Origin of the sequence: Halomonas sp. KAO (assembly GCF_015595025.1) — a bacterium.
Lineage (GTDB): Bacteria > Pseudomonadota > Gammaproteobacteria > Pseudomonadales > Halomonadaceae > Halomonas.
In genome coordinates this window covers 32,323-53,493 of sequence record NZ_JADNRL010000008.1, presented here as the reverse complement: position 1 = coordinate 53,493, position 21,171 = coordinate 32,323, and the positions used below count along the sequence as shown (strand labels likewise).

The following is a 21,171-nucleotide window of genomic DNA, read 5'->3' as shown; positions in this document are numbered from 1 at the left end:
ATCAGCTCATGCAATTGGCGAGAAAGGCCCGCCAATTCAGATAATTAGAAAACAATGCGACCAGGCAAGGAGGCCTGGCCGATGGTGATTTGTATGGTGATGATGATACCCGGTGGCTAGGCCGGGCGGCCACACCAATGCGCCGCCGGCCCTTTCATGCCAGCTCCCAGCGGATCCGAAACAGCAGATGGGTCTGGCTCTTGCGATGCATCTGCCGCTCCAGGGCATCGATGAGCGCATCGCGCTTCTCCTCGATCTCATCCTGGACGTCGAAGATCGACTGACGGTCGCGGCGCTGCTGACGCTCAAGCGTCTTGAGCGCTTCCTGCGCGGCCTTCTGCTCCTCAAGGGTCTCGGCGGTGCGTGATCGGCGCTTGGCATCCTTGATCTTGGCTCGGGTGTCCTCCAGTTGCGCTTCACTGGAAGCCACCTGATCATCGGCCCAGGCCTCCAGCTTGTCGCGCTCGCGCTGGAAGTAGCTGTGATTCTCCTCAAGCACACGGCTGAGGGTCGCTTCCAGCTGCCGCTTGGCCAACGCAGGGAGCTCCTGAGAGGGTTCAGGGGCTCTATCCGATACTACCAACGCCGTCACATTGAAGAGCCGCTCACAGGCCTCCTGGTCGAGGTGTGTGCCATCGTCAGCCAGGGCAGTGAAGACCAGGTGCTCCTCGTGCTGAAAGCTGTCCAGCTCTAGCAGATTCAGCTCCAGCCACCCACAGCGGGTAGTGAGCTGTTCGAGTACCGAGATTCGCAGCGGGTGATCGGATAGCTGGAAGCGCAGGGTGGCGACCGGCGTCTCTCGGCGGCGGCCACTATCGAGAACATGCTCGCCCAGCGGATGGGTCAGCCGATAGACATGAGCATGTTCAGGTGGCTTGATGCCCTTCCCCTTACGAATCAGCCAGTAGTCACCGGCAGGCACGCTCTGCACCGGAGAAGCCTCCAAGTGAAAGGTCAAGCTGCTGTCGTTGAACTTGGCCTGCTCGGCCAGGCAGTGTCGGGTCAACTTCCAGAACAACTTGCCGGTGCGGTCGAGCTGCGCCTCGGCCTTGTCACGCTGGATGCGCAGCAGATCGTGGATCTGCTCATCAAAATGCTCGAGTAGCTTGCTCTCGGTCTCCTGCATGCGAGCATCGATATCGGCCTCCAGCTGCGCACGCAGCTCGGCAAAGGCCGCTTCGATGGCATCAGGAGTGCGACAGGTAGCGTAAATATCGGCGATGCGCTTTTCCACATCCACGCCCGATTCCAGCCGCCCGAGAATTTCATCGGAGGCACCGAACAGGCCATCGAACAGCTGGAACTTCTCGCTCAGCAGCTCGAGAACCCGCTTGTCGGCCTCATTGCGCTGATTGAGGAAGTTGACCACCACCACGTCAAACTGTTGGCCATAGCGGTGACAGCGACCGATACGCTGCTCCACACGCTGGGGGTTCCATGGAAGGTCATAGTTCACCACCAGGTTACAGAACTGCAGGTTGACCCCTTCGGCCGCGGCCTCGGTAGCTACCAGGATCTGCGCCTTGTCTCGGAAGTGGTCGATGATGGCGGTGCGTCGGTCGATGGCGGGACTGCCGGTCACCCGGTCACTGCCAGCATGCTCCGCAAGCCAGCGCTGATAGATACCCGTCACGCTCGGGCTGTTGTTGGTGCCACTGAAGGTGACGACCTGATCGGCAAAGCCGTGACGCTCCAGGAACCGACTGAGGTATTCCAGGGTTCGCCGCGACTCGGTGAACACTACCGCTTTCCGCGGGGCGCCCATCTCATCCATGCGGGCGAAGCCGGTTTCCAGCGCGGTGACCAGCGCATGGGACTTGGCATCCTCATGGATACCCCGAGCAAGGCTCAGGTACTGCTCGATCTCGGCGATTTCACCCTGCAAACGGGTGGGATTGATCTCCTGTTCCGCATACCGGGGATCGGCCTCCTCGACTTCATCGGCTTCAGCTGCTTCCAACAGCTCCTCATCGACTGACTCATCGGCCAGCAGTCGCTCCAACCAGTCCTGCTCGACCTGGTGCCGGTCATGCAGTGCCTCGAGTCGCTCCTTGAGGGTCTCCAACGTCTGGATAATGGCAGTGGTGGAGGAGGCCAGCAGCTTGCGTATGACTAGTGACACCAGGTGGCGTTGGCGAGTGGGCACGCCATAGCTGTCTTCGCGCTCCAGGTAGCCCGAGACCAAATGGTAGAGCCGCTGTTCATCCTGGGAGGGGGTGAAGGGGATCGTCAGCGCCTTGCGCTCGGTGTACTGCACATACTCCAGCACCTGGCGGCGGAGGGTGCGTTTGGCGAATTCATCTAGCCGGCGTCGCAGCCCCTCTATGTCGTTGCCGCCACGCATAAACTGCCGGCGAAAGCTGATGGCATCACCGAACAGCTGGTCATCAATCACCGTCGACAGACCGTAGAGTTCGAGCAGCGAGTTTTGCAATGGTGTAGCGGTGAGCAGCAGCTTGCGACTGCCAGCAAAGGTGCGTTTGATGGCCTGCCCAGTGCGATGGCTCTCACGGTGAGCATTACGCAGTTTGTGAGCCTCGTCGATCACCACCAGGTCCCAGGGGATGGTGCGCAGCTGGGGTTCCAGCTTGGCCGCGAAGTGGTAGGACATCACGCTGATGACATCCTGGTCCAACGGATCGTAGATTCCCTGAGCACGCTGCTGTTTGTAGGTGCGGGCATCCAGCACTTGAGTGGGCAGGTGGAATTTCTCAGCCAGCTCGCTCGCCCACTGCTTGCGCAGGGCTGCTGGAGCAATCACCACCAGCCGACGCCGACGCTCTGCCCAGTACTGGCAGATGACCAGCGCAGCTTCGATCGTCTTGCCAAGCCCCACCTCGTCGGCCAGCAGTACCCCCTTAGTCAGCGGGTTCTGCAGGGCGAACAGGGCCGCATCGATCTGATGCGGATTGAGATCAACCGAGGCGTCGAACAACGAAGCAGCCAGGCGGTCAACGTCTCCCCCCCTGCGCTGGCGGGTCAGCTCATAGGCGAAGTACTTGGCGTGGTAGTCCGTGATGCGCTCTGTGGTCATCCCTGAAGCCTGTCCGGTTGCGATAGGAGCAGCTACCCACTCTCTCCCGTGCCGGAACGATGATCAAGGCGACTTAGGGTGTTGACTACACCAGCTTGAACGGCTCGATATGGCCGAAGGTGCCGGTCTTGGTCATCGCGGCGAGGGGTGCTACATCGCGCGTCCTCACCGCCACGTGGGCATCGCCCAGCCCCGCTCACGCGCGATGCCGGCGAGCACCGGGTCCGGATGGATGGCGTGGGGTTTCTCCACCGCCTCGAGAAGCGGAAGATCGTTGCGGGAATCAGAGTAGCCCCAGGTCTCCGCTGGCTGCGCCTCTCCCAGCCATTCCCGGAGTGCGTGAAGCTTCCCTTCCTTGAAGGTGCGGATACCGCGCGCCTGGCCGGTATAGCGACCGGCTTGCTCCTCGAGCTCCGTCGCCAGTGCCGCATCGCAGCCCAAGCGCCTGGCGAGTGGCGCCACCAGCTGAGCGGTCGAGGCGGAGATGACGACGGCGGTATGCCCCCGCTCGCGATGCCATGCCACCTGCGCAAGGCCTCCCGGGAATAGCCGCGGCATGATGCGACTATCGAGGAAGACCTCGACCTGCTCGGCCACTTCCCGGACCTTGCGTCCTGCCAAGGGGGCGAGGAGAAAGGTCAGATGTGCCTCCATATCCAGGGTGCCTGCCGCGTAGTCGGCCATATGGCTCTCCCAGGTGCGGCGATACTCGGCGGCATCCGGGATCCAGCCCTGCTCGATCAGCCACTCGTTCCAGTACCCGGTGATGTCCCCGTCGAGCAGGGTGTCATCCAGATCGAACAGCGCCAGGCGCATTGCCCTGCAAGACATACTCACTCCTCAATCTCCTGAACCTCATCGAGGTCGACAAACACCAGCACCTCGCACTCTTCCGCCAGCAGATGGCAGCTGCCTCGATTGAGGGCATCGACAGAGAGCTCAATCCCGGAACACTCCACCGCATAGCGTACGACGTTGCCCAGCAGCTGACGACGACGGATCACGCCACGACACCCGGGGCCCGCGTGAGTCGGCAACTCGCCACCTGGCGTGGTATCTGACACCAGCTGCAGGTAGATGGCCTCGGGTCTAAGCGCCACGCGTGCCGCCCTGCTCACCTCGCCAAGCAACGCATGCGCCTGATGGCCCGACAGCACGTTGTAGTGCCCCATGAAGCCAGCGGCCTGATGGCTGCAGGGCCGTGTGTACAGTGCTTCGGCATCCCCTTGCTGCAGGATACGTCCGTCATGCATCAGGAAGATGCGGTCGGACATCATCAGTGCCTCTTCCTGGTCGTGGGTCACGAACAGCGTCGTCAGGCCCAGCGTCTTCTGAATGTCGCGCAGCTGCTGACGCAGGTGACGGCGGATGCGCGCATCCAGCGCCGACAGCGGTTCATCCATCAGCAGGATACGGGGCTCCACGACCAACGCACGTGCCAGCGCCACCCGCTGGCACTGCCCTCCGGAGAGTTGATGCGGAAACTTGTCGGCATGCTCGCGCAGCTCGACCAGGCGCAGCACCTCGTCCACGCGGCGGCGGCGCTCCTCCTGGGGCACCTTCTGCATGCGAAGCCCGAAGGCGACGTTATCGGTGACCCGCATATTGGGGAACAGCGCATAGTGCTGGAACACCATGCCGACGCCGCGCTGCTGGGGAGGGAGTGCTGTGATCTCTTCGCCACTCACCACGATGCGACCTTCATCGAGCGAGTTCAGCCCGGCGATGGCCCTCAGCAGGGTCGATTTCCCGCAGCCGGAGGGGCCCAGCAGCGTGACGAACTCGCCCTTGGCGATCACGGCATCGATCTGGGAAAACACCTGAGTCTCGCCGAAGCGCTTGGCCAGGCTCTCGAGGCGCAGATAGTCGGGCGACGCAGTGGTTGTGGTGCCCTGCTGCCTTGCCGGCGCATCGGCCACGGTGTCGCGGCGATCGAGGGTCGGGAGATGGTCGCGGGCATAGGGAGCGGCGGTCAAGGTTATCATGCGTTGGCATCCTTGGCGATGGCGTGGCCGGACTGGCGGTTCCCCAGCCAGGTCAGCAACAGGGTGAACAGGAAGAGCGTGATCACCAGCGCGCTGGTGAAGTGGCCGCTGGCCCCACGCATGTTGTTGAGATAGACCTGCAGGGTCTCGAAGCGGGTCCCCACCAGCATGTTGGCGAAGACGAACTCGCCCACCAGGAAGGAGAAGGAGAGGAAGACGGCGACCTGCACACCGATACGGATATTGGGCAGGATCACCAGGAAGAAGGCACTGAACGGCGTCGCGCCCAGCAGCTGAGCAGCATCCATCAATGACTTCACATCGATGGTACGCAGGCTGTTGGCGACGGCCCGATAGACGAAGGGAAGCGCGATCGTCACGTAGGTGAAGATCAGGATCCAGGGGGAGCCCACCAGCGGCAGTGGGCCACCGGCATAGAGCTGCAGTAGCCCCACCGAGGAGACCACCGGCGGCACGGCAAAGGGCACCAACACCAGCCCGTTCATCCAGGTATCCAGCCGCGGATAACGGGTATGGGCCAGGAGGGCCACCGGCACGACCAGTACCAGGCTCAGCACAAGGGCTCCCAGGGTCACCAGCATGGAGCGAGCGAACGCCAGCTGGAAGCGCGGCGTGCTCCACAGCTCCAGGAACCACTTGAGGGTCAGCCCGTCCGGCAGCAGCGTGGCACCCCAGCTGGTCGCCAGCGCATACCCCAGAGTCGCCACCAGAGGCAGTGCCAGCAGGGTAAAGACGCCCCCCACCACCAGGGTATGAATAGATAGACGCGGTAAGCGAAGCGTCGGCAGGGCCGGTGCCTTGGGCCGCGACAGGGTGAGATCAGCGTTCTGCGACATGATGGCTCCTGCGTAACAGCCACTGCTGAATCAGGGTGACCATGGCCAGCAGGCCCACCAGGATCAGCGCCAGGGCGCTGGCCAGGTTGGGCTGCAGGAAGAGGTCGCCCGACACCAGGTTGGCGATACGGATGGTCATGAGGTTGTAGCTGGTGTTGACCAGGGCGTAGACGGTGGCATAGGCGCCCATGGCATTGGCGATCAGGATGGTGAAGGTCCCCGCCAACGCCGGACGGAGCACCGGCAGGCCGATGTGGCACCAGTAGGCGACTCGCCCAGCGCCCAGCAGGCTGGCGGCGTCACGCCAGTCGGCGCGCAGCCCCGCGAAGGCGGGAAACAGCAGCAGCATGCCCAGCGGGATCTGGAACCAGGTGTAGATGACGATCAGGCCGGTGCGTGAGTAGAGCGAGAAGTCATCGATCAGCCCGACACGCTGCAGGGCCAGGGTCAGCACTCCGTTGGCTCCCATCAGGATGATGAACGCGAAGGCCAGCGGCACCCCGGCAAAGTTGCTGGTCATGTTGGTGAAGGCGATCATCCAGCGACGCAGCGGGCCACTGGTACGGGTCAGGCTATGGCACGCCAGAACGGCGATGATAAGCCCCAGCAGACTGGAGACCAGGGAGATCTCGAGGCTGCGCCAGATCGCCTGGCGAAAAAAGGGCGACGTGGCGATCTCCTGAAAGTGCCCCAGCCCCCAGCTTCCCTCGACCTGAAAGGCGCTGACGGCGATCCAGCCCAGAGGCGCCATCTGGAAGGCGACGAAGACCAGCGCGAATGGCATCAGCCACAGCCAGGCAGGCAGCAGGCGCTTCACGACGCGTCCCTCCCCTTGACCAGCAGCTCGGGATGAGATGGCTTGTCGTGCTGCAGGCCCAGCAAGCTGGCAAGCGTGCCGCACAGCCGGGGCTGCTGGACGGTGGTTGCTGCGTCATGGGCAAACGCCTCGCCGAACAGCCACAGAGGCACCCGACGCTCCTCTTCCAGCAGGCCCGAATGGGAGCCGTCGGCATTCATCCCATGGTCGGCGGTGACCATGACGTGGTAACCCTCAGCCAGCCAGGTCGGCAGGTAATCGGCTAGGGCGATATCGGCTCGCCGCGCGGCGTTGCGGTACTGGGGCGACTCCCCGCCATGACGGTGGCCGGCATCATCGACATTCATGCTGTGCACCAGCAGGAAGTCAGGGTCGCTGAGGCGGCGCAGCGCCTCGGCATCGCTGAACAGGTGATCGTCAGGATAGTGGTCCTGCCAGTAGAACAGCCCGGCCTGAATGGCACTCTCGGGATCCTGATGGAAACGATGGCGTGCCGGCACGAAGGGGGCTTCCAGATAGAGCTCGCTGACCCAGTGATAGGCCGCCGCGGCGGTGCGTCGCCCCTGGCGAACCGCCAGATCGAACAGGCTGGTACCAGTCGAACGGCGCACCACCTGGTTATGCACCACACCGGAGTCCACCGGGCGGTCCCCCGTCAGCAGGCACTCATAGAGCGGGCGCGACATGGCGGGCAGCTCACAATCCAGTGTGTGGTAGCTGCCACGGCCCGCCTCACACAGCGCATGCAGGTGGCCCATGGCGTGCTGACCCACGGCATGGTTGAGGCCATCAAGCACCACGAGGATGACGCGATGAGACATGCAATCCTCCTTACCGCCTCACGGGGAGGCGGCAATTGATGAGAGAGCGGAAGGGTTACTGCTGGTGAATCAGTACCTGGGACTGCCACTGGCGCGGCAGCTGGCGGGCGCTCTGCTCCCAGGCCTCGAAGTCCTCTACCGGCCGGGCGTTGGCGTATTGCTCGTTAGGCAGCAGCTTGGCGGCGATCTCCTCGGGGAGGGTCAGGTGCTGGGCGCGGATCGGCCGGGCATAGCCCTCTGCCAGGTTGAACTGGCCCTCATCGGAAAGGATGAACTCGCGTGCCAACTTGGCGGCGTTGGGGTTCGGGGCATGCTTGTTGATGATGGTGGCATAGCCCGAGGTGACCGAGGCATCGGAGGGGATCACCACCTCGAAGGCATCACGATCGATCTGGTCACGGTAGTTGAGGGCGTTGAAGTCCCACAGCAGGGCCACCTCGACCTCACCTTTCTCGAGATTCGCGATGCTGGGATCCGCCAGCGAAAGACGCCCCTGGCGAGCCAGCTCGGCAAACAGCTCCAGCCCCGGGGCCAGGTCGCTTTCATCTCCACCGCTGGCAAAGGCCGCCGCCAGCACGGAGCTGTTGGCCTGAGCCGCCTGGCCCACGGCGCCTAATGACACGCTGTACTCTCCCTCGGCCAGGTCGGCGAAGCTGCGCGGACGCTCCTCTTCCGGCACCAGCTGCTTGTTGGTCATGAAGGCGATGGTGCCGGTATAGCCGAGCATCCAGTGGCCGTCGTCGTCCTTGGCCCAGTCCGGAATCTCGTCCCAGGTGGTCGGCTTGTAGGGCTGGGTGACGCTCTCCGCCACAGCGATCGGGCCGAAGCTGATGCCCACGTCACCGATGTCGGCAGTCGCGTTCTCGCCTTCCGCCTTGAACTTGGCGATCTCCTCAGCGGAGCTCATGTCCGTATCCATGTGCTCCAGGCCGTAATGCTCCTTGAGGTCCGCCCAGGTGTCTTTCCAGTTGGCCCAGGTATCCGGCATGCCGACACTGTCGACACGTCCCTCCTCCTGGGCGGCAGCGATCAGATCTGACAGCTCGGTGGAGGCCTGTGCCTGGCCGGCGAACAGCGTGGTGCCCAGGGCGGCGGTCAAGGTGAGGCGAAGCAGCGTCGAACGTGTCGGATTCACGGTGTGGCTCCATGCAGGTGGTCAGGGTGAAACCGCCATCTGGTCTAGTTCAGAAGCGGCTGACAGGAGGCACACTAGGCCAACAAGGTGACAGTGGCGTGTCGGTAACATGGCAATTGGATTGCCTGCCGCCGTTCTCGACACACATTGGCATCGTTGGTATTCCATGGAACTGCTGTCATCGTGACGACATGGAAGTTTCGCTAGGCTGACACGCAGCATGCCGTTTATAACGGAACGACAACTGAACTAGACCAGAAACGAGACACTCTTGACCACGATGCCACCGCCTTCTCCGACGTCAGCACCCAACCACCACCCATCCAGCCTGACGCCACCGGCGAATCGACTGCGCCATGCGCTGCTCGACATACTGGCCGACAAGGCTGTGGCTCACGGAAAGCGACTACCCTCGGAACGGCAGATGATGGCGAGCTTTGGCACAACACGCATTACCCTGCGAGAAGCGCTGACGCAGCTGGAAGCCGAAGGGCGCATCTATCGGGAGAATCGTCGTGGTTGGTTCGTCTCGCCACCACGCCTGCACTATGACCTGCTCGCCTGCCTGCCTTTCCGGGAGATGGTGGAGTCTCAGCAGCGCCGGGCAGACACCTACGTACTGGAGGCAACCCAGCGACCAGCGTCTGCCAGAATCGCTGCACGCCTGGAGATCATGGAGGGCACACCGGTCTACCATATCGTCAGAGCCCGTCACGTCGATGGTCGCCCCGTACTGTATGTGGAGCACCACCTGCGTACGGACTGCTTCCCGGGGATTCTCGACCACGACCTCGAGACTCGCTCACTGACCGAGCTCTATCGCAGTCACTACAGCATCCGCGTCAGTCGCGTGAGCTTCGAGCTCTGCTCCACGGTGCTGGATGAGCGAGCCGCTGATGCTCTTCGTGCCGCCTCGGGAGGACCTGCTCAGCGAGTCACTCGCATCAACTTCGACCAGAATGGACGAGCCATCGATTACGACGATGAGCTCTGGCGCCACGATGCGATTGCGCTGACCCTCTCAGCGGCACCTCAGAATGGTGGTTAACGCTATCGCCTTTCCACTGCAGCGAGGCGGGGCCCATAAGTCAGGAGCCTCATTCCCCGGCAGGCTTCAGATTCACCCTTTCGGGGCAAGCCCCTTCCCCTTGAGCTCCCTTCCCTTCCAGCCTTTCGTCTTTCATCCTTTTCCGTTGCGCCTTTGAGGGCTCCATCTGGTGGTGGCTCGCCATGCGAGCGCCTATGATAAAGGGCTGATGGACCAAGGGAGGAGCCCCATGGCACTGAAGTCACTGCTGACACAAGCCACCAGCGTTGGTCGCCAGGCAGCTCAAAAAGCTCGACATGGCGGAGGCCAGGACGGCTGGTCCGACGGATGGCACACCCAGGCGAGCACGACAGAGTCGCTGCGCATGCTGCGCGACTCCGCCACTGATGTGGTCAGGTCTACTGCAAAAGCAGCCACCACCCAGGAGGGGTGGCGGCGCATCGCTCGGGGAACCGGCAAGGTGGCCGGAGGAGCGGCTGTAGTGGCCGGTGGTATGGCTCAGGGCATCGTGAGCACTGGTTCAGAGGCAGAAGGCTCTCATATCAACGCCCCATGGAATGCCAATGCTAGCGACCCCCGCACGAATCGCAGTATAGGGCTCTATTTCGACCATACTGGCGCTCCCATTGATTGTCTCGGCAACCCTTTGTACGAAGACTAGATACCACCTCTCCTAACCGAGCAGGTGATCACCTTGATGGACTGCGGCGCCGATACCATCAGTGCGGCGCGCACCACATGCTCGCCTATCCCATCGAAACCTGCCCGGCTCATCTATAAGTTGCACATCAGCCGCTCAGGCGATAACGGCTATCAGCTGGCCATCGAGTGGAGAAGCCCGGACGAGATTATTCCGTAGCGGCCATACTGGCGTGAAGACGAATTGATCTAGGAGCGTTCAGGATGAGCAAGGTGAAACTTTTCGGGCACATGTGGATTGCCCGCAACCTCACCGAGGTCGAGATCAGGAAGTTATGCGGCTTTCTTACTCTCGGCCTCCGACACCTCGATGCCTACCAGTACAGCATGGAAGTCACGCCAATCTATGAGTCAGCCATCTCCCGTATGGAAGTGCCTAGCTTGCCTACCGTGAAGATGGCACGACAGGATCACGTCAACAGTTTTTTCGAGGAAGGCAAACTTCAACTCGGCTCATTCGAATACTACAGCTGCCATGACCACGGTGAAGTCGGCGACAAGCTGGAAGGGGACGTCGTCCTGCTCGCCGAAAGGGAAAACTTCACCACTGCTGGGCGGTTCGCCGGAGGCTTCGACCACTACCTACTGTGCACGTACCGAGGAGATCCGGATCCCGAAACGCTGGCGAAATTCGAGTATGACAGCGGCTTTATCATCCGAGACCCGGCGGGCTTCGCCACTGCGATACAGCGAGCTCTAGGTGCACATGGCCATGAATATGCCAGCTGCGTGTATAGCCCTCACAAAGCGCTGCGTGGGAAAGTACCGCCAGGCTTCAGCATCGACCGCATCGATCACCGCACCATCGAGATGATCAGCTCCGCGCGACACTTCATCAAACCAGATCGATTCGCTCACCAGCGAGAGTTTCGCTTCACCTGGAGGATGCCTTACGACGTCAGCGAGCCTTTCATCGTGACCTGTCCAGAAGCCGTCCAATATTGCGAGCGCCTGCCCTCATGAGTGACCGCTGGAGGCCCGGGAGCGATGGTTCGAGCCGCTGATTGAGAAGCACAGCCCCACCGAGCGCCGCCATCTCGCCCGCCTGGAGGCCCACGACCTGCGTATCAGTCAGTTGGAGCGCATTAAGGCCCTGCAAAATTCCGACGGTAACACCTCCCTACCCTGCCCCAAACCGCCCTTAGCGACCAGGCCCGAGCATCCGCCAGCGCGCCATGTTCGCCAAGCGCCCCACCGCATGCTCCCTAAAAATGGAGGCCGGCCCCAATGCCACTGCGGCCGGCCGCGTGACGCGCATCGCATGCGGCCATCAGCTCGACCTGCGCAATCGCGTCGAGCCCGGCGGCCCCATGCCCAACTGAAGTGGTCCCCGCCCCCTCTCCGGCTGGAAGCCCGAAATCAACACCACTTCCTGGCTGATTACCGAGATCACCCAAGATCTGGCCGACACCGCCATACTACCTCGCTGCGGCTTTACGTTGTGATGGGATGAAAGGAGGCGGCAACCTCATGAAACGCAAGGCTTAATCAAGAAACTGCGGCCAAAATAGCTGATCTCCAAAGTTGATCTGCCTATGCAGTGGGCCTATAGTCCACCACACTTGAAGACAGCATAAGACAGTAGAACGAACCGGCGATGCACCGGTCACAGGGCGAGAGGAACTCGGGGAGGGAGCCATGACGGCACTCGTTGGTATTGGGCTGTACAGCCCCAAGCAGGCAGAGAGGCTCATCGGAGTCGAAGCAGACAAGATCCGCCGCTGGCTGCTGCGCGATACCTCACCCCTCGGCCCGCTCTGGCACCCTGAGCCCGAAGCCCTGGGTGCCGAGGACACCCTCAGCTTCCGGGACCTTCTGGAAGTCCGAGCGGTGGCGCAGTTCCGCGAGTACGTCACCATGTCCGCGATTCGCGAAGCGCTCGCTAGCCTACGTGACTACCTCGAACGCGATTATCCGCTGACCCATCCTCGGCTTCTCACCGATGGCAAGGCGGTATTCCTGCGGCACCTTGAGGAGAACGGTATAGAAGCCCTGACCGACCTCGGCAAACGCCAGGCCGTCTTCCCCGACGTCATTTTCCCCTCTCTGCTGAAAGGTATCGAATTCGATGCCAGCGAGAATCCTATCCGCTGGCATCCCGACCCCCAAGACCCTAGCATCGTGATCGACCCGAAGCTCGCCTTCGGCAAGCCGATCGTCCTCCCTTGCCACATGTCGACCCATGCCATCTACAGCGCCTTCCAGGCGGAAGATGGCGATGCCGAGGCCGTGGCAAGGAACTTCGAGATCTCACTGGATGAGGTGAATCGCGCCGTTAACTTTGAAAAAAGGATAGCGGCAGGTGCACTTCTTCATTGACGAAAACCTAAGCCACCGCATCGCCAACGCCCTTCATCACCTCGCTCAGCTGCGCACTGAAAAGCACAGCGTTGTTCATGCCCGCGAGTTCAATGCCCGTCCTGGTGTTCCTGATCAGGAGTGGCTGGAGCGCCTTCAGCAGGAAGGCAACTGGGTGATTCTCTCAAAGGATCGGTTCAAGAAAGGCGACCCAGAGCGGCTGGCTTTTGAGAACGCCGGACTGACCATCATCAACCTGGGGAAGGACTGGAGCCGGCGCAAGGTGTGGGATACGGCTATCCAGTTGATCCGATGGTGGCCGACTATTTCCAAGGAAGTCACCCAGACGAACGGCCCCATGCTCTACGAGCTCCCCTGGGGGATGTCCGGCAAGCTCAAAGGCCGCAAGCTGCCAAAACCTTAGTAAAGCCCCGACCATTCCTACCCCAGTTTCCCACCAGAGCCGCTCGCTTGGGTTTGGCTGCCACCCTTCTGCCCGGCACTTTGAGATGGAGATGTGGACTGGGTCACGCTCCGCCCCAAGGAGTCACCAACTTTCATCCCTGACCACCCCAGCACCGCCACCCACAGCGTCGGCAGCACCAGAAACATCATCCCCTCCACAAACTGCAGCACCATGCGGTCGTAGAGGTTGTTGGCGGCAGAAAGCCAGCTGAGCTTAGCGGCGTCGCTGCGGTAGAGCAGGTCCACCAGGTTCGAATTGATCCAGCGAGCAAGCTCCCACCAGAAGGTCAAAAACCACATGGCGAAGAGCCCGAAGGTGGCCATGCCGGCAACCTTGAAGCTGTAGCTGGAGATAACCATCACGAACGGCAAACAGATGATGATCGCCATCACCAGGATGCCCTGCACCATGGGCAACGCCTGCTTGAGCATGTCCATGCCGGCCTGGAAGGGCAGGACCGACAGGGTGCCGCCGATGGCGGAGCCGGCGGTAACGGTGGCATCCCAGAAGCTGCTGCCACCATCCAGCCCGCGGAAGCCCACCACTGCCTGGTCTAAGTTGCCACTGGCCGCCCCCGAGCGGGGGCTGACCAGGCGCCGGATCACATAGTCCTCGGCGTCGCTGTCGGTGAAGACGCTACGGAAGTCATCCCAGAACCCCGTGCTCACCTCATCATGCAGCCGGGCCCTCAAGCCAACGCTTTCGGCTGACCACCACTCCTGACAGGAGGGATAGCCGGGCAGGCCGGGGCCGGTGTTGGGCCGGGAAACGTCTCGGCCAGCATCATAGGGGAAGCCGGCAATGGGCCGTCCCGCGAAGAAGCTGTCGTAGTAACCGGGTGTGGCCTGGAAGTAGGTCGAACCGATCCAGTCCACATCCATGGCGCGAGTCGCCTCGATGCTCCCGCCCTCCTGCAGCAGCCGATTGCGTGCCGGGCCGAAGCACTGGCGCTGGAACTCGCCTACCTCCTGTTGCAGCCCTGGGTCTTCGATGCTGTGCAGATCCAGCTCCATGCGAATGGATTCGAAGTCCGTCGCGCAGGGAATGGCGTGGATCGCTGCCGCTGTGACCCCATGGGATACCGCATGCACCCCCGCCCACCACAGCGGCATCCTGGCCTGTTGGCCACCGATGGCGCTCTCGGTGGCCCCGAATGCCCCCTCGGACCAGCCACCGGAGGCGAACTGGCGGATGCCGCACTCCAGTGATCGGCTCTCATCGATATCGGCAGTAGCCAGCTGGACCTGCAGCAACGGCAGGCAGGTGAAGACGTAGGCCAGGAGCATGGCATAGAGTCGGGTCTCGATACGGTTAACTGTCAGGATGCCCTTGGTCCCCGCTTCATCGCCCTCCTGCCGGGCCTTGAACCACTCGGAGAGTATCAGGGTGATGAACGGTACCGCGGCGATTCCGGTGCTCACCATGACGTTCCAGATGGCGTTGTTGATGATCCAGCCCAGCAACGTCATGGCATTGGCGAAGTAATCGAACACTACCAGCGGAGCGGTAAGCAGGCCTCCCATCAGACACCTCCCAGCCGGTTGATCAGGTTGGTGGTCTCGAGAAGGCCGAGGATGCCCAGGGCCATCAGTTCGAGGCGCCTAAGCTTGGCCAGCGCCTGCCGGCCGTTGTCATGATCTCTCCGCAGCCGAGCCACCGCCCGGGGGCGCACCTTGTACCACCAGACCAGAATCAGCGTGGCGTAGAGACTCAGCCGCCAGACCAGCAACCACGGCCAGGCGGTCTGCCAAGCACTATGGTAGGCCTCGAGCCCACCCAGCAGCCTTACGCTCACGGCCAGAATGGCACCGCTCAGCAGGAACATGACGACCAGCACTGCGATGGCCACCAGCAATGACGGCCAGCGCCGTGGGCTTATCCAGAAGAGAGAGCGTCGTGCCATCAGTCGCCACCCTCCTCGTCTGCGGGGCGGCCACGACCATCCAGAGCCGCATCCGGCCGGAAGGTCTCGCCCTGAGAGGCTCCCTGGCTTCGCCGAGAGGCCCGCTCAAGGGCGATGCCGGCGGCACTGTTACCCAAGGCCTGGCGAACCTCCATCTCGGAGCGCAGGGACTCGATATCCCGATCCAGGGCCACCAACTTGCGATCCAGTGCCGACATACCCTGCTCGTTGTCGGCGATGCCCGGGTCGCTGCTACCCGCCAGCAGCAGCCGACGCGCCCATAACGCCTTGGTCAGGGTCCTGGCCAGGGCCATCTCGCCACTCAGGCGATGAGCCAGCAACGATGCCTCGGGATCGCTGCGCAGCGATTCGACGACGCCTCGGGAAACGGTCAGTCCATCTCCGGCGGAGATCTCGCGCAGGTTCTCCGGCGTCATAGGGTCGCTGCCATCGATAAGCCTCAGCAGCTTGCCGTAGACCTTCTGCTGCTCGCGCTCCAACTCGCGCACCAGGCCGCTGCCGGCCTGGGTCTCGCTGCGCTCGCAGCCGTCGCAGGTACGAATCGACTGCTCGCCGATCACCGTCTGGGTCCACTCGGCGGCTTCCTCCGTGCTCTGCCAGACCGTGCACATGCCGCCCAGGCAGGTTCCTGTCCCTGTCACAGTTCCACTGCCTGACCCCGGGCTACCGGAGCCGCCAGTGCCGCCCCCAGCGGAGGAGCCGGATAATCCACCGCCACCGATCCAAGTTCCCTCATTGGTGGCCACTGATCCCCAGCCACCACCGCCACCGGCGATGGTGGCCGTGCTGGTGGTATCGCTTCGGCCATGCAGGAGGTTATAGCCGGCGCGTGCGGTGTCTTCGACCACGCGGATTGGCGCCTGACCACTGCCGCCGCGACGCTGGCCACCCACCCAGGTCACGCCCTGATTACCACCCGACTGGTCGACCTGCTCCTGGGCCGCAACGACATCGGCGTTGGACTGAGCCGCACTCTGCCAGCTTTCGGCTGCTGCCATCTGCTGCCACCCCTGACCGGAGACCATATCGGCCATTTTTTCGGACATCTGGCGGCACGACATCGAGGCGCGATCGAAGTCGACCCGCCCCTGCAGCACGCCGTTGCTCAAGAGATCATAGAGTCCCGGGTTGGCCCTCTGAATGATCATCGCGGGCAGCGAAGCCACTGCGCCCTGGGCATTCTGGACGACCGTGCCCATCAGGTTCTGAAAGCCATTGGTAAGGCCGTTGAGCTGATTGGAGACCGTGGCACCGATATCGAAGTTGCCGCAGCTGGCATTCATGTTCCAGCTGATGCCAAGCCCGCGGCTGTTGGGGTTATAGCCCCGACCGGCGGAGACGCTGAAGGGCGAGGCACCCCCAATCTGGTAATAGAGAGCGTCCGCCGACTGCGCCTGAGCCTGGGTAGAGAGCAGCCCCACCACCAGGGCACCGACCAGCGGCGTGAGGGGGAAGCGTCGCGTACGAGATCCTTTCATATCATCTCTCCTTCAGGGGGCGGCGTAGAGCAGTTTCTGGCCACGGCGCCGGCAGCAGCGAAAGGGGCGCCACAGCGACCAGGCGTAGTCACCGTCCGCATCGAGGCGCTCGGCATACGGGTCAGTGATGCCGCGATCCGGCCATACCCGGCAGGATTTGCTCATATTGGGCGTCAGGCGCTGCCAGCGATGGGTCGAGGCATCGCCCTCCTTTACTGGCCCGGGCGGCCAGTAGCCATCACGGCTGGAGGCAACCAGCGGGGTGTAGACATGAGGTTGCCCCGTACGGGTAACGATATCGGCAGAGCGCTGGGCAGTGGTCGCCGCGGTCTTGTAGTCATGCACCTGGGTCAGGAAGCCGCTGCGCGGGTAGATGTTGCCCCACAGATCACCCGACTGGCCTAGCTCACGCATGCCAGGCGTCAGCGCCTCGGGGTAGAACGACTCGGGAATACCGCTGCGCCACGCCAGGGCATCCAGGGTCGAAAGGTGGTAGGGCTGGAAAGGTGTCGCTGCCCCAGCGCAGGTCATGCCGAAGGCATCGGCGAAGTTGCTAAAAGCACTACCGGCTGGGTGGCCGATAGCGTCGACGTTCTTGAAGCGCAGGTGCTCATGATGGGCCCAGTTGGCATCGGAGGTGCTCTGCCCACCGGCCAGCGCCTCGCCCAGAGGCGGCGACAACGTCGCTATCTCCCACCAGGGGTTGTCGCCGGTGTTCTCATAACTGGAGACCACCAGCTCGGGAATATAGTGACGCACCTGCACCGAGGTGCGGATCGAGCACCCCGACCAGGAGCAATGGAGCCAGACGCAGATGCCGATGACCTGATAGTCCAGGCACTGGGGTGAGAGTGATGAGGCGACGATCTGCGGCGTGGTCAGGGCATGAGCGGGCTTCTCCGCCACCCCCAGACTCAGCAGCGCACCGCCCAGCATGGCCACCAGAGTCTTGAAGGGGATCATCGGCGCCCCTCCTGGTCAAGGAGACGGTCGGCCTCATTCATCGCCGCGGCCACATCCAGCTCGCCGTAGATCACATAGCGGCCATCGACCACTACCGCGGGGACTTTCTCGACACCCAACTGCCAGGCCCTGGCCAGCCCGAGGTAGCTATCGGCATAGCGGTCGGCGGCCTCCTGCCACTCGGGAGTCGCCATGCGTTCGCGCATAATGGCTTCAGCCATATCAGGATCAGCAGGAAGGTCACGCGATAACCTGGCATCCAATCGACCGGGAGCATCGAGTTCCAACACTGCTACGCCCGACGGCACATTGATGGCCGGCTGCCCTGCCGTGGTAAAAACTTCGATAACTGGCTCAGCGAGTGCAGAACCTGCCAGGCAGGCAGATAGCCCGAAAGCCACTAGCCAGCGGCGTGGGTGGTGTCTCTCCATGCTTGCCACTCCAGAAGATCAAGGAACTGACACAGCATTACCGGACACATCGAAACAGGCAGCAGGAAATGTTAATTCGCTTGCGAGATTTTTTCTGCAGCTGCCATCAAGGGCAAGCCCATCAATTCCCCCCACCACGACCCAATTCAATGAGCTTTATATTTCGAGATACATTGAGACTTGCTGTAACTGCCCCCATAATAGGGACAAACATTCACTCACCGTGAGGAAACGCATGTCCATTCTTAATACCTACATGCAGAAGGAACAGCAGCTGAAGCAGCTCCAGGAAGAGCTGGATAGGCTGAAGAATGACGACCGCCTGAAGACCGAGCTGGATTTCAAGAACCACCTCGAAGAACTGATGCACGAATACAACAAGTCAGCCGCCGACGTCATCAAGCTACTAGATCCGAAGCCCGCTTCTACCAAGGCTGCCAGCACCACGCCCACTGGCCGTGCCAGGCGTAAGCTGAAGATCTACGAGAACCCGCATACTGGCGAAGTCGTCAAGACCCGCGGCGGCAACCAGAAGACGCTGAAGGCGTGGAAGGATGAGTACGGTGCTGAGGCAGTGGAGGGGTGGCTCGTTAGGACTGAAGATTAAACCACTGCTGACCATACTACTGCATGGCTGCCAAGTCTCTTGGCAGCCATTACAAAATAGCTACCTCATAAGGAACCAAAAATTAAAAAAAGAAACTGTACACATAAAACATCACTCCAAACAGGAGCTGAAAAATCGCACACCCTATAGATTTTTTATGACAGTTAAACTTTCGACTAGCCAAACTACTTAGGTCAACATACTGCTCATAGATAAGTCTGAGCTCGTCCTCCTCCGGCATTTCCAAGAATTCATCTAGCGTGCGCGCTCCTTCCCCCCTCTGCATACCTGGAAAGTAGTATATAGAGCCAGAAACCCTCCTCCCAGTCCGGGGATAAACCGCTAAAAGACCCCAAAGACCAGTACCCAACACACTTATAAAAAAAGCCGTCAATAAGAAATAAAACCCCAAACCAATATCTATCTCCCCTCCACCTCCAAGAACACTTTCCCAACGTCCATATAAGGAAGCAGTAAGCGCAAAGGTGAAGGTGAAAATAAGCGCCGTTTTAAAGTTAGATGCATTAAGGTAAGCGTCAACCCTCTTGACGCACTCCCAAATATCAGCCTTCTTACGCTTGATAGTCTCATCCATGTACCCACACCTCATATTCTCTCTCTGCTAGCTCTAGATTCTCTCTGAAGTTAGGCACACAATCTTCATCACGAAGATCAATGCTATCCAGGTCAAACCAACCAACCTCCTGGTGCTTATTTTTTATTGGTTCAGCACCACTTCCTACTCTGGCCAAAAAAATCACACCTTGCTCATCTTTTCCCTCGACGGTATAGGTAGATATCGGCCTTGGGTGAAAGCTATGAATCTCAATGCCAAAATCATACAAATAGTCTTGACGAAGGGCACTCTCAAATGTCATACCGTCTTGCAGCTGGGCACAACCAAATTCCCATTTCTCAGATAGAGGGCTTCCTTTTTTAAACTGACGCCTACCCAGAAGAACCTGAGATTTATTATTAAAGCAGATCGCCACACAATGGACTACCACCTTCCTTTCAGCAAATCCTGAAGGCTTTGCATTATCCTCCAACAACCTTTCGTCACCAACAGAAACTCTATCCCTAAAATCATTCAAAAGCTTTCCAACTTGCTCGCCAAGACCTAGCGCTTTGAGAGTTTTTTCGCAAAGTTCATTATCAAAAGCCCTCCCCTCTATTAACGCCGCAGCCTCGTAAGAGCTTAGTCTAAACTGCTGCCTCCAGTGCTGCTCAAGCCTACACCAATTTGGACTATACCAAAGCACAGGGTATGGAAAAAAAGAGTCCACCCCTTTCAACTCCCGATACCCAACAGACCGAACCTCATCAGATCCATGTATTAAAGAAACTATTGATGCAAGCTCCACACTTACAGCAACAACTTCCGGATGTGAAATCTCAGCAACTCTGAAACCCGCATCAATATTTAGCCCCAAAAACTCAAGATAGCTCTCCCCTTGACCATCTCCCAAAGAAACTGCGACACCTCCCCTCTTCCTCTCAATTTCATTCACGACATGCTCAACACTCGAGTCTCTATAATCCCCTCTAGGCAGCCTACTAACATTTGAAATCCACATAGCTGCCTTTACTTTTGGAGAATCCTTACCCGCTTGATAAAGAAACTCATAGTCTTTGTTAACTCTTTCTGCAACAGAGTACACAGAGTAGAGCTCTTGAGCGACATCGCTGCCCCTTACAACCTCCTTATAAAAAAGCGCCTCATCACCGCGATACTTCCAAAGTTTATATCCATCTTTCCTCGCATAAGTAGTAGATGCCTCAAAAAGATGGCGAAGAATCTCAATCCATCCACCTGCTTCTTTCTTGATCCCGGTAGACCCAACAAGATCTATCGAGAAAAAAATAAAGACAGACTCAGTAACCTGGCCTGCCTTTCCTATGTCAGTCACACTCTTTAAATTTTTATTTAAAAAAGCTAGCTTTAGCTTTACTCTTTCATCCATGAGGAACTATTCCCAGCTAAAAACACCCAGCCAGCAGCCACGCACCTTCACCGCCTTGCTAGACACATCAAAATACTCTGCAATCTTTTCTAGCGGATAGAGGCCATCCGCGAAAAACTGATTAGCCACAATACGAAACTCATCAGCCGGCATCAAAAGAGAACCAGCAAACTCATGAGCCTCAAACTCTTCTTCATTATAACCCATCCGATGACGCACAGAATCAATATAGGAGTCAACTGACCCCCATAAATCATCATCAATCAAATATCCAAGGTGGAGAAAGAGATGCCCTAACTCATGCGCAATGGAAAAGCGGCGTCGCGCGTGACCCACACAGTCATTGACAGCAATAGCAAAGCTATCACCAGATTTGCGAACATATGCTTCAGCATCTTGACCATAATACGGATCAAAATCTTCAATTGACCCACCAAGCCTATCAATAACCTCTTCAACATCTATAGGGGTCGTCAGCCCAAGAGACTCCCTAACTGTTACCGCCAATTCATTTATTTGCTTTCTGCGGCTAGCATCCATGACGCCACCTCCATGGAAATTTTTATAATACTAGCACGCAATTATCAAATATTCAATAAAACATCAACCGATATTTTTTATTTGAATAGGAAAAATTAGAGCTC

21 protein-coding genes are annotated in these 21,171 nt (G+C 59.9%); 6 read left to right on the top strand and 15 right to left on the bottom strand.

The window, feature by feature from the left end:
• Positions 1-154: 154 nt before the first annotated feature.
• The 7 genes from IOC61_RS03065 to IOC61_RS03035 form a co-directional block, all read right to left on the bottom strand.
• Positions 155-3,034, bottom strand: coding sequence for an SNF2-related protein (locus IOC61_RS03065; RefSeq protein ID WP_195687397.1), 2,880 nt, complete (start codon positions 3,032-3,034; stop codon positions 155-157).
• Between the two features lie 165 nt (positions 3,035-3,199).
• Positions 3,200-3,865 carry an HAD family hydrolase gene (locus IOC61_RS03060; RefSeq protein ID WP_229332890.1) on the bottom strand — a complete coding sequence of 222 codons (666 nt, stop codon included), beginning with the start codon at positions 3,863-3,865 and terminating at the stop codon, positions 3,200-3,202.
• 2 nt (positions 3,866-3,867) lie between these two features.
• Positions 3,868-5,019 carry an ABC transporter ATP-binding protein gene (locus IOC61_RS03055; RefSeq protein ID WP_195687396.1) on the bottom strand — a complete coding sequence of 384 codons (1,152 nt, stop codon included), beginning with the start codon at positions 5,017-5,019 and terminating at the stop codon, positions 3,868-3,870.
• Positions 5,016-5,876, bottom strand: coding sequence for an ABC transporter permease (locus tag IOC61_RS03050; protein ID WP_195687395.1), 861 nt, complete (start codon positions 5,874-5,876; stop codon positions 5,016-5,018). The genes IOC61_RS03055 and IOC61_RS03050 overlap by 4 nt, the downstream gene beginning before the upstream one ends.
• A complete protein-coding gene (locus tag IOC61_RS03045; RefSeq protein ID WP_023006926.1) occupies positions 5,860-6,693 on the bottom strand; it encodes an ABC transporter permease in 834 nt (277 codons plus the stop codon). Before IOC61_RS03045 ends, IOC61_RS03050 begins: the two co-directional genes overlap by 17 nt.
• Entirely contained in the window at positions 6,690-7,514 is an 825-nt protein-coding gene (locus IOC61_RS03040; RefSeq protein WP_161423996.1) for an alkaline phosphatase family protein, read from the bottom strand. Before IOC61_RS03040 ends, IOC61_RS03045 begins: the two co-directional genes overlap by 4 nt.
• A gap of 55 nt (positions 7,515-7,569) precedes the next feature.
• Positions 7,570-8,649, bottom strand: a complete 1,080-nt coding sequence (locus IOC61_RS03035) for an extracellular solute-binding protein (RefSeq protein WP_324254675.1) — start codon at positions 8,647-8,649, stop codon at positions 7,570-7,572.
• Positions 8,650-8,929: 280 nt separating this feature from the next.
• Between IOC61_RS03035 and IOC61_RS03030 the strand changes: the two genes are divergently transcribed.
• The 5 genes from IOC61_RS03030 (at position 8,930) to IOC61_RS03010 (ending at position 13,118) form a co-directional block, all read left to right on the top strand.
• Positions 8,930-9,697: a UTRA domain-containing protein gene (locus IOC61_RS03030; protein WP_195687425.1), complete on the top strand. Its 768-nt coding sequence runs from the start codon at positions 8,930-8,932 to the stop codon at positions 9,695-9,697.
• Between the two features lie 229 nt (positions 9,698-9,926).
• Positions 9,927-10,358 carry a hypothetical protein gene (locus IOC61_RS03025; protein ID WP_195687394.1) on the top strand — a complete coding sequence of 144 codons (432 nt, stop codon included), beginning with the start codon at positions 9,927-9,929 and terminating at the stop codon, positions 10,356-10,358.
• A gap of 242 nt (positions 10,359-10,600) precedes the next feature.
• Positions 10,601-11,359 carry a hypothetical protein gene (locus IOC61_RS03020; protein ID WP_195687393.1) on the top strand — a complete coding sequence of 253 codons (759 nt, stop codon included), beginning with the start codon at positions 10,601-10,603 and terminating at the stop codon, positions 11,357-11,359.
• A gap of 675 nt (positions 11,360-12,034) precedes the next feature.
• Positions 12,035-12,715, top strand: a complete 681-nt coding sequence (locus IOC61_RS03015; protein ID WP_195687392.1) for a hypothetical protein — start codon at positions 12,035-12,037, stop codon at positions 12,713-12,715.
• Complete coding sequence (locus IOC61_RS03010) at positions 12,699-13,118, top strand: DUF5615 family PIN-like protein (protein WP_195687391.1); 420 nt, start codon at positions 12,699-12,701, stop codon at positions 13,116-13,118. Before IOC61_RS03015 ends, IOC61_RS03010 begins: the two co-directional genes overlap by 17 nt.
• A 17-nt stretch (positions 13,119-13,135) precedes the next feature.
• Here IOC61_RS03010 and IOC61_RS03005 read toward each other — a convergent pair whose 3' ends face one another.
• Genes IOC61_RS03005 through IOC61_RS02985 form a run of 5 tightly spaced genes read right to left on the bottom strand, consistent with a single transcriptional unit; the run spans position 13,136 to position 17,956 of the window.
• Positions 13,136-14,683, bottom strand: a complete 1,548-nt coding sequence (locus IOC61_RS03005; RefSeq protein ID WP_195687390.1) for a conjugal transfer protein TraG N-terminal domain-containing protein — start codon at positions 14,681-14,683, stop codon at positions 13,136-13,138.
• Positions 14,683-15,063, bottom strand: a complete 381-nt coding sequence (locus IOC61_RS03000) for a hypothetical protein (RefSeq protein ID WP_195687389.1) — start codon at positions 15,061-15,063, stop codon at positions 14,683-14,685. Before IOC61_RS03000 ends, IOC61_RS03005 begins: the two co-directional genes overlap by 1 nt.
• On the bottom strand, positions 15,063-16,562 hold the full coding sequence (locus IOC61_RS02995; RefSeq protein ID WP_195687388.1) for an integrating conjugative element protein: 1,500 nt from the start codon (positions 16,560-16,562) through the stop codon (positions 15,063-15,065). The genes IOC61_RS03000 and IOC61_RS02995 overlap by 1 nt, the downstream gene beginning before the upstream one ends.
• Before the next feature lie 12 nt (positions 16,563-16,574).
• Complete coding sequence (locus IOC61_RS02990) at positions 16,575-17,525, bottom strand: TIGR03756 family integrating conjugative element protein (protein WP_229332889.1); 951 nt, start codon at positions 17,523-17,525, stop codon at positions 16,575-16,577.
• The gene (locus IOC61_RS02985) at positions 17,522-17,956 is read right to left on the bottom strand and encodes a TIGR03757 family integrating conjugative element protein (protein ID WP_195687387.1); all 435 of its coding nucleotides are present in this window, start codon (positions 17,954-17,956) and stop codon (positions 17,522-17,524) included. The genes IOC61_RS02990 and IOC61_RS02985 overlap by 4 nt, the downstream gene beginning before the upstream one ends.
• A gap of 235 nt (positions 17,957-18,191) precedes the next feature.
• Here IOC61_RS02985 and IOC61_RS02980 point away from each other — a divergent pair, with 235 nt between their 5' ends.
• Entirely contained in the window at positions 18,192-18,563 is a 372-nt protein-coding gene (locus IOC61_RS02980) for a histone-like nucleoid-structuring protein, MvaT/MvaU family (protein WP_195687386.1), read from the top strand.
• An 82-nt stretch (positions 18,564-18,645) separates the two neighbouring features.
• On the opposite strand, the gene IOC61_RS02975 is transcribed toward IOC61_RS02980, so the two are convergent.
• The 3 genes from IOC61_RS02975 to IOC61_RS02965 are packed head-to-tail and all read right to left on the bottom strand — an operon-like array spanning position 18,646 to position 21,067.
• Positions 18,646-19,158, bottom strand: a complete 513-nt coding sequence (locus IOC61_RS02975) for a hypothetical protein (RefSeq protein WP_195687385.1) — start codon at positions 19,156-19,158, stop codon at positions 18,646-18,648.
• Positions 19,151-20,527 carry an NUDIX hydrolase gene (locus tag IOC61_RS02970; RefSeq protein ID WP_195687384.1) on the bottom strand — a complete coding sequence of 459 codons (1,377 nt, stop codon included), beginning with the start codon at positions 20,525-20,527 and terminating at the stop codon, positions 19,151-19,153. The genes IOC61_RS02975 and IOC61_RS02970 overlap by 8 nt, the downstream gene beginning before the upstream one ends.
• A gap of 6 nt (positions 20,528-20,533) precedes the next feature.
• Positions 20,534-21,067: an ImmA/IrrE family metallo-endopeptidase gene (locus IOC61_RS02965; protein ID WP_195687383.1), complete on the bottom strand. Its 534-nt coding sequence runs from the start codon at positions 21,065-21,067 to the stop codon at positions 20,534-20,536.
• Positions 21,068-21,171 lie beyond the last annotated feature (104 nt).

What these genes read in the sequence shown, in the direction of transcription:
- IOC61_RS03065 (WP_195687397.1), bottom strand. Translation starts at nt 3,034, where the DNA reads ATGACCACAGAGCGCATCACGGACTACCACGCCAAGTACTTCGCCTAT.
- IOC61_RS03060 (WP_229332890.1), bottom strand. Translation starts at nt 3,865, where the DNA reads ATGTCTTGCAGGGCAATGCGCCTGGCGCTGTTCGATCTGGATGACACC.
- IOC61_RS03055 (WP_195687396.1), bottom strand. Translation starts at nt 5,019, where the DNA reads ATGATAACCTTGACCGCCGCTCCCTATGCCCGCGACCATCTCCCGACC.
- IOC61_RS03050 (WP_195687395.1), bottom strand. Translation starts at nt 5,876, where the DNA reads ATGTCGCAGAACGCTGATCTCACCCTGTCGCGGCCCAAGGCACCGGCC.
- IOC61_RS03040 (WP_161423996.1), bottom strand. Translation starts at nt 7,514, where the DNA reads ATGTCTCATCGCGTCATCCTCGTGGTGCTTGATGGCCTCAACCATGCC.
- IOC61_RS03030 (WP_195687425.1), top strand. Translation starts at nt 8,930, where the DNA reads ATGCCACCGCCTTCTCCGACGTCAGCACCCAACCACCACCCATCCAGC.
- IOC61_RS03025 (WP_195687394.1), top strand. Translation starts at nt 9,927, where the DNA reads ATGGCACTGAAGTCACTGCTGACACAAGCCACCAGCGTTGGTCGCCAG.
- IOC61_RS03020 (WP_195687393.1), top strand. Translation starts at nt 10,601, where the DNA reads ATGAGCAAGGTGAAACTTTTCGGGCACATGTGGATTGCCCGCAACCTC.
- IOC61_RS03015 (WP_195687392.1), top strand. Translation starts at nt 12,035, where the DNA reads ATGACGGCACTCGTTGGTATTGGGCTGTACAGCCCCAAGCAGGCAGAG.
- IOC61_RS03005 (WP_195687390.1), bottom strand. Translation starts at nt 14,683, where the DNA reads ATGGGAGGCCTGCTTACCGCTCCGCTGGTAGTGTTCGATTACTTCGCC.
- IOC61_RS03000 (WP_195687389.1), bottom strand. Translation starts at nt 15,063, where the DNA reads ATGGCACGACGCTCTCTCTTCTGGATAAGCCCACGGCGCTGGCCGTCA.
- IOC61_RS02995 (WP_195687388.1), bottom strand. Translation starts at nt 16,562, where the DNA reads ATGAAAGGATCTCGTACGCGACGCTTCCCCCTCACGCCGCTGGTCGGT.
- IOC61_RS02990 (WP_229332889.1), bottom strand. Translation starts at nt 17,525, where the DNA reads ATGATCCCCTTCAAGACTCTGGTGGCCATGCTGGGCGGTGCGCTGCTG.
- IOC61_RS02985 (WP_195687387.1), bottom strand. Translation starts at nt 17,956, where the DNA reads ATGGAGAGACACCACCCACGCCGCTGGCTAGTGGCTTTCGGGCTATCT.
- IOC61_RS02980 (WP_195687386.1), top strand. Translation starts at nt 18,192, where the DNA reads ATGTCCATTCTTAATACCTACATGCAGAAGGAACAGCAGCTGAAGCAG.
- IOC61_RS02975 (WP_195687385.1), bottom strand. Translation starts at nt 19,158, where the DNA reads ATGGATGAGACTATCAAGCGTAAGAAGGCTGATATTTGGGAGTGCGTC.
- IOC61_RS02970 (WP_195687384.1), bottom strand. Translation starts at nt 20,527, where the DNA reads ATGGATGAAAGAGTAAAGCTAAAGCTAGCTTTTTTAAATAAAAATTTA.
- IOC61_RS02965 (WP_195687383.1), bottom strand. Translation starts at nt 21,067, where the DNA reads ATGGATGCTAGCCGCAGAAAGCAAATAAATGAATTGGCGGTAACAGTT.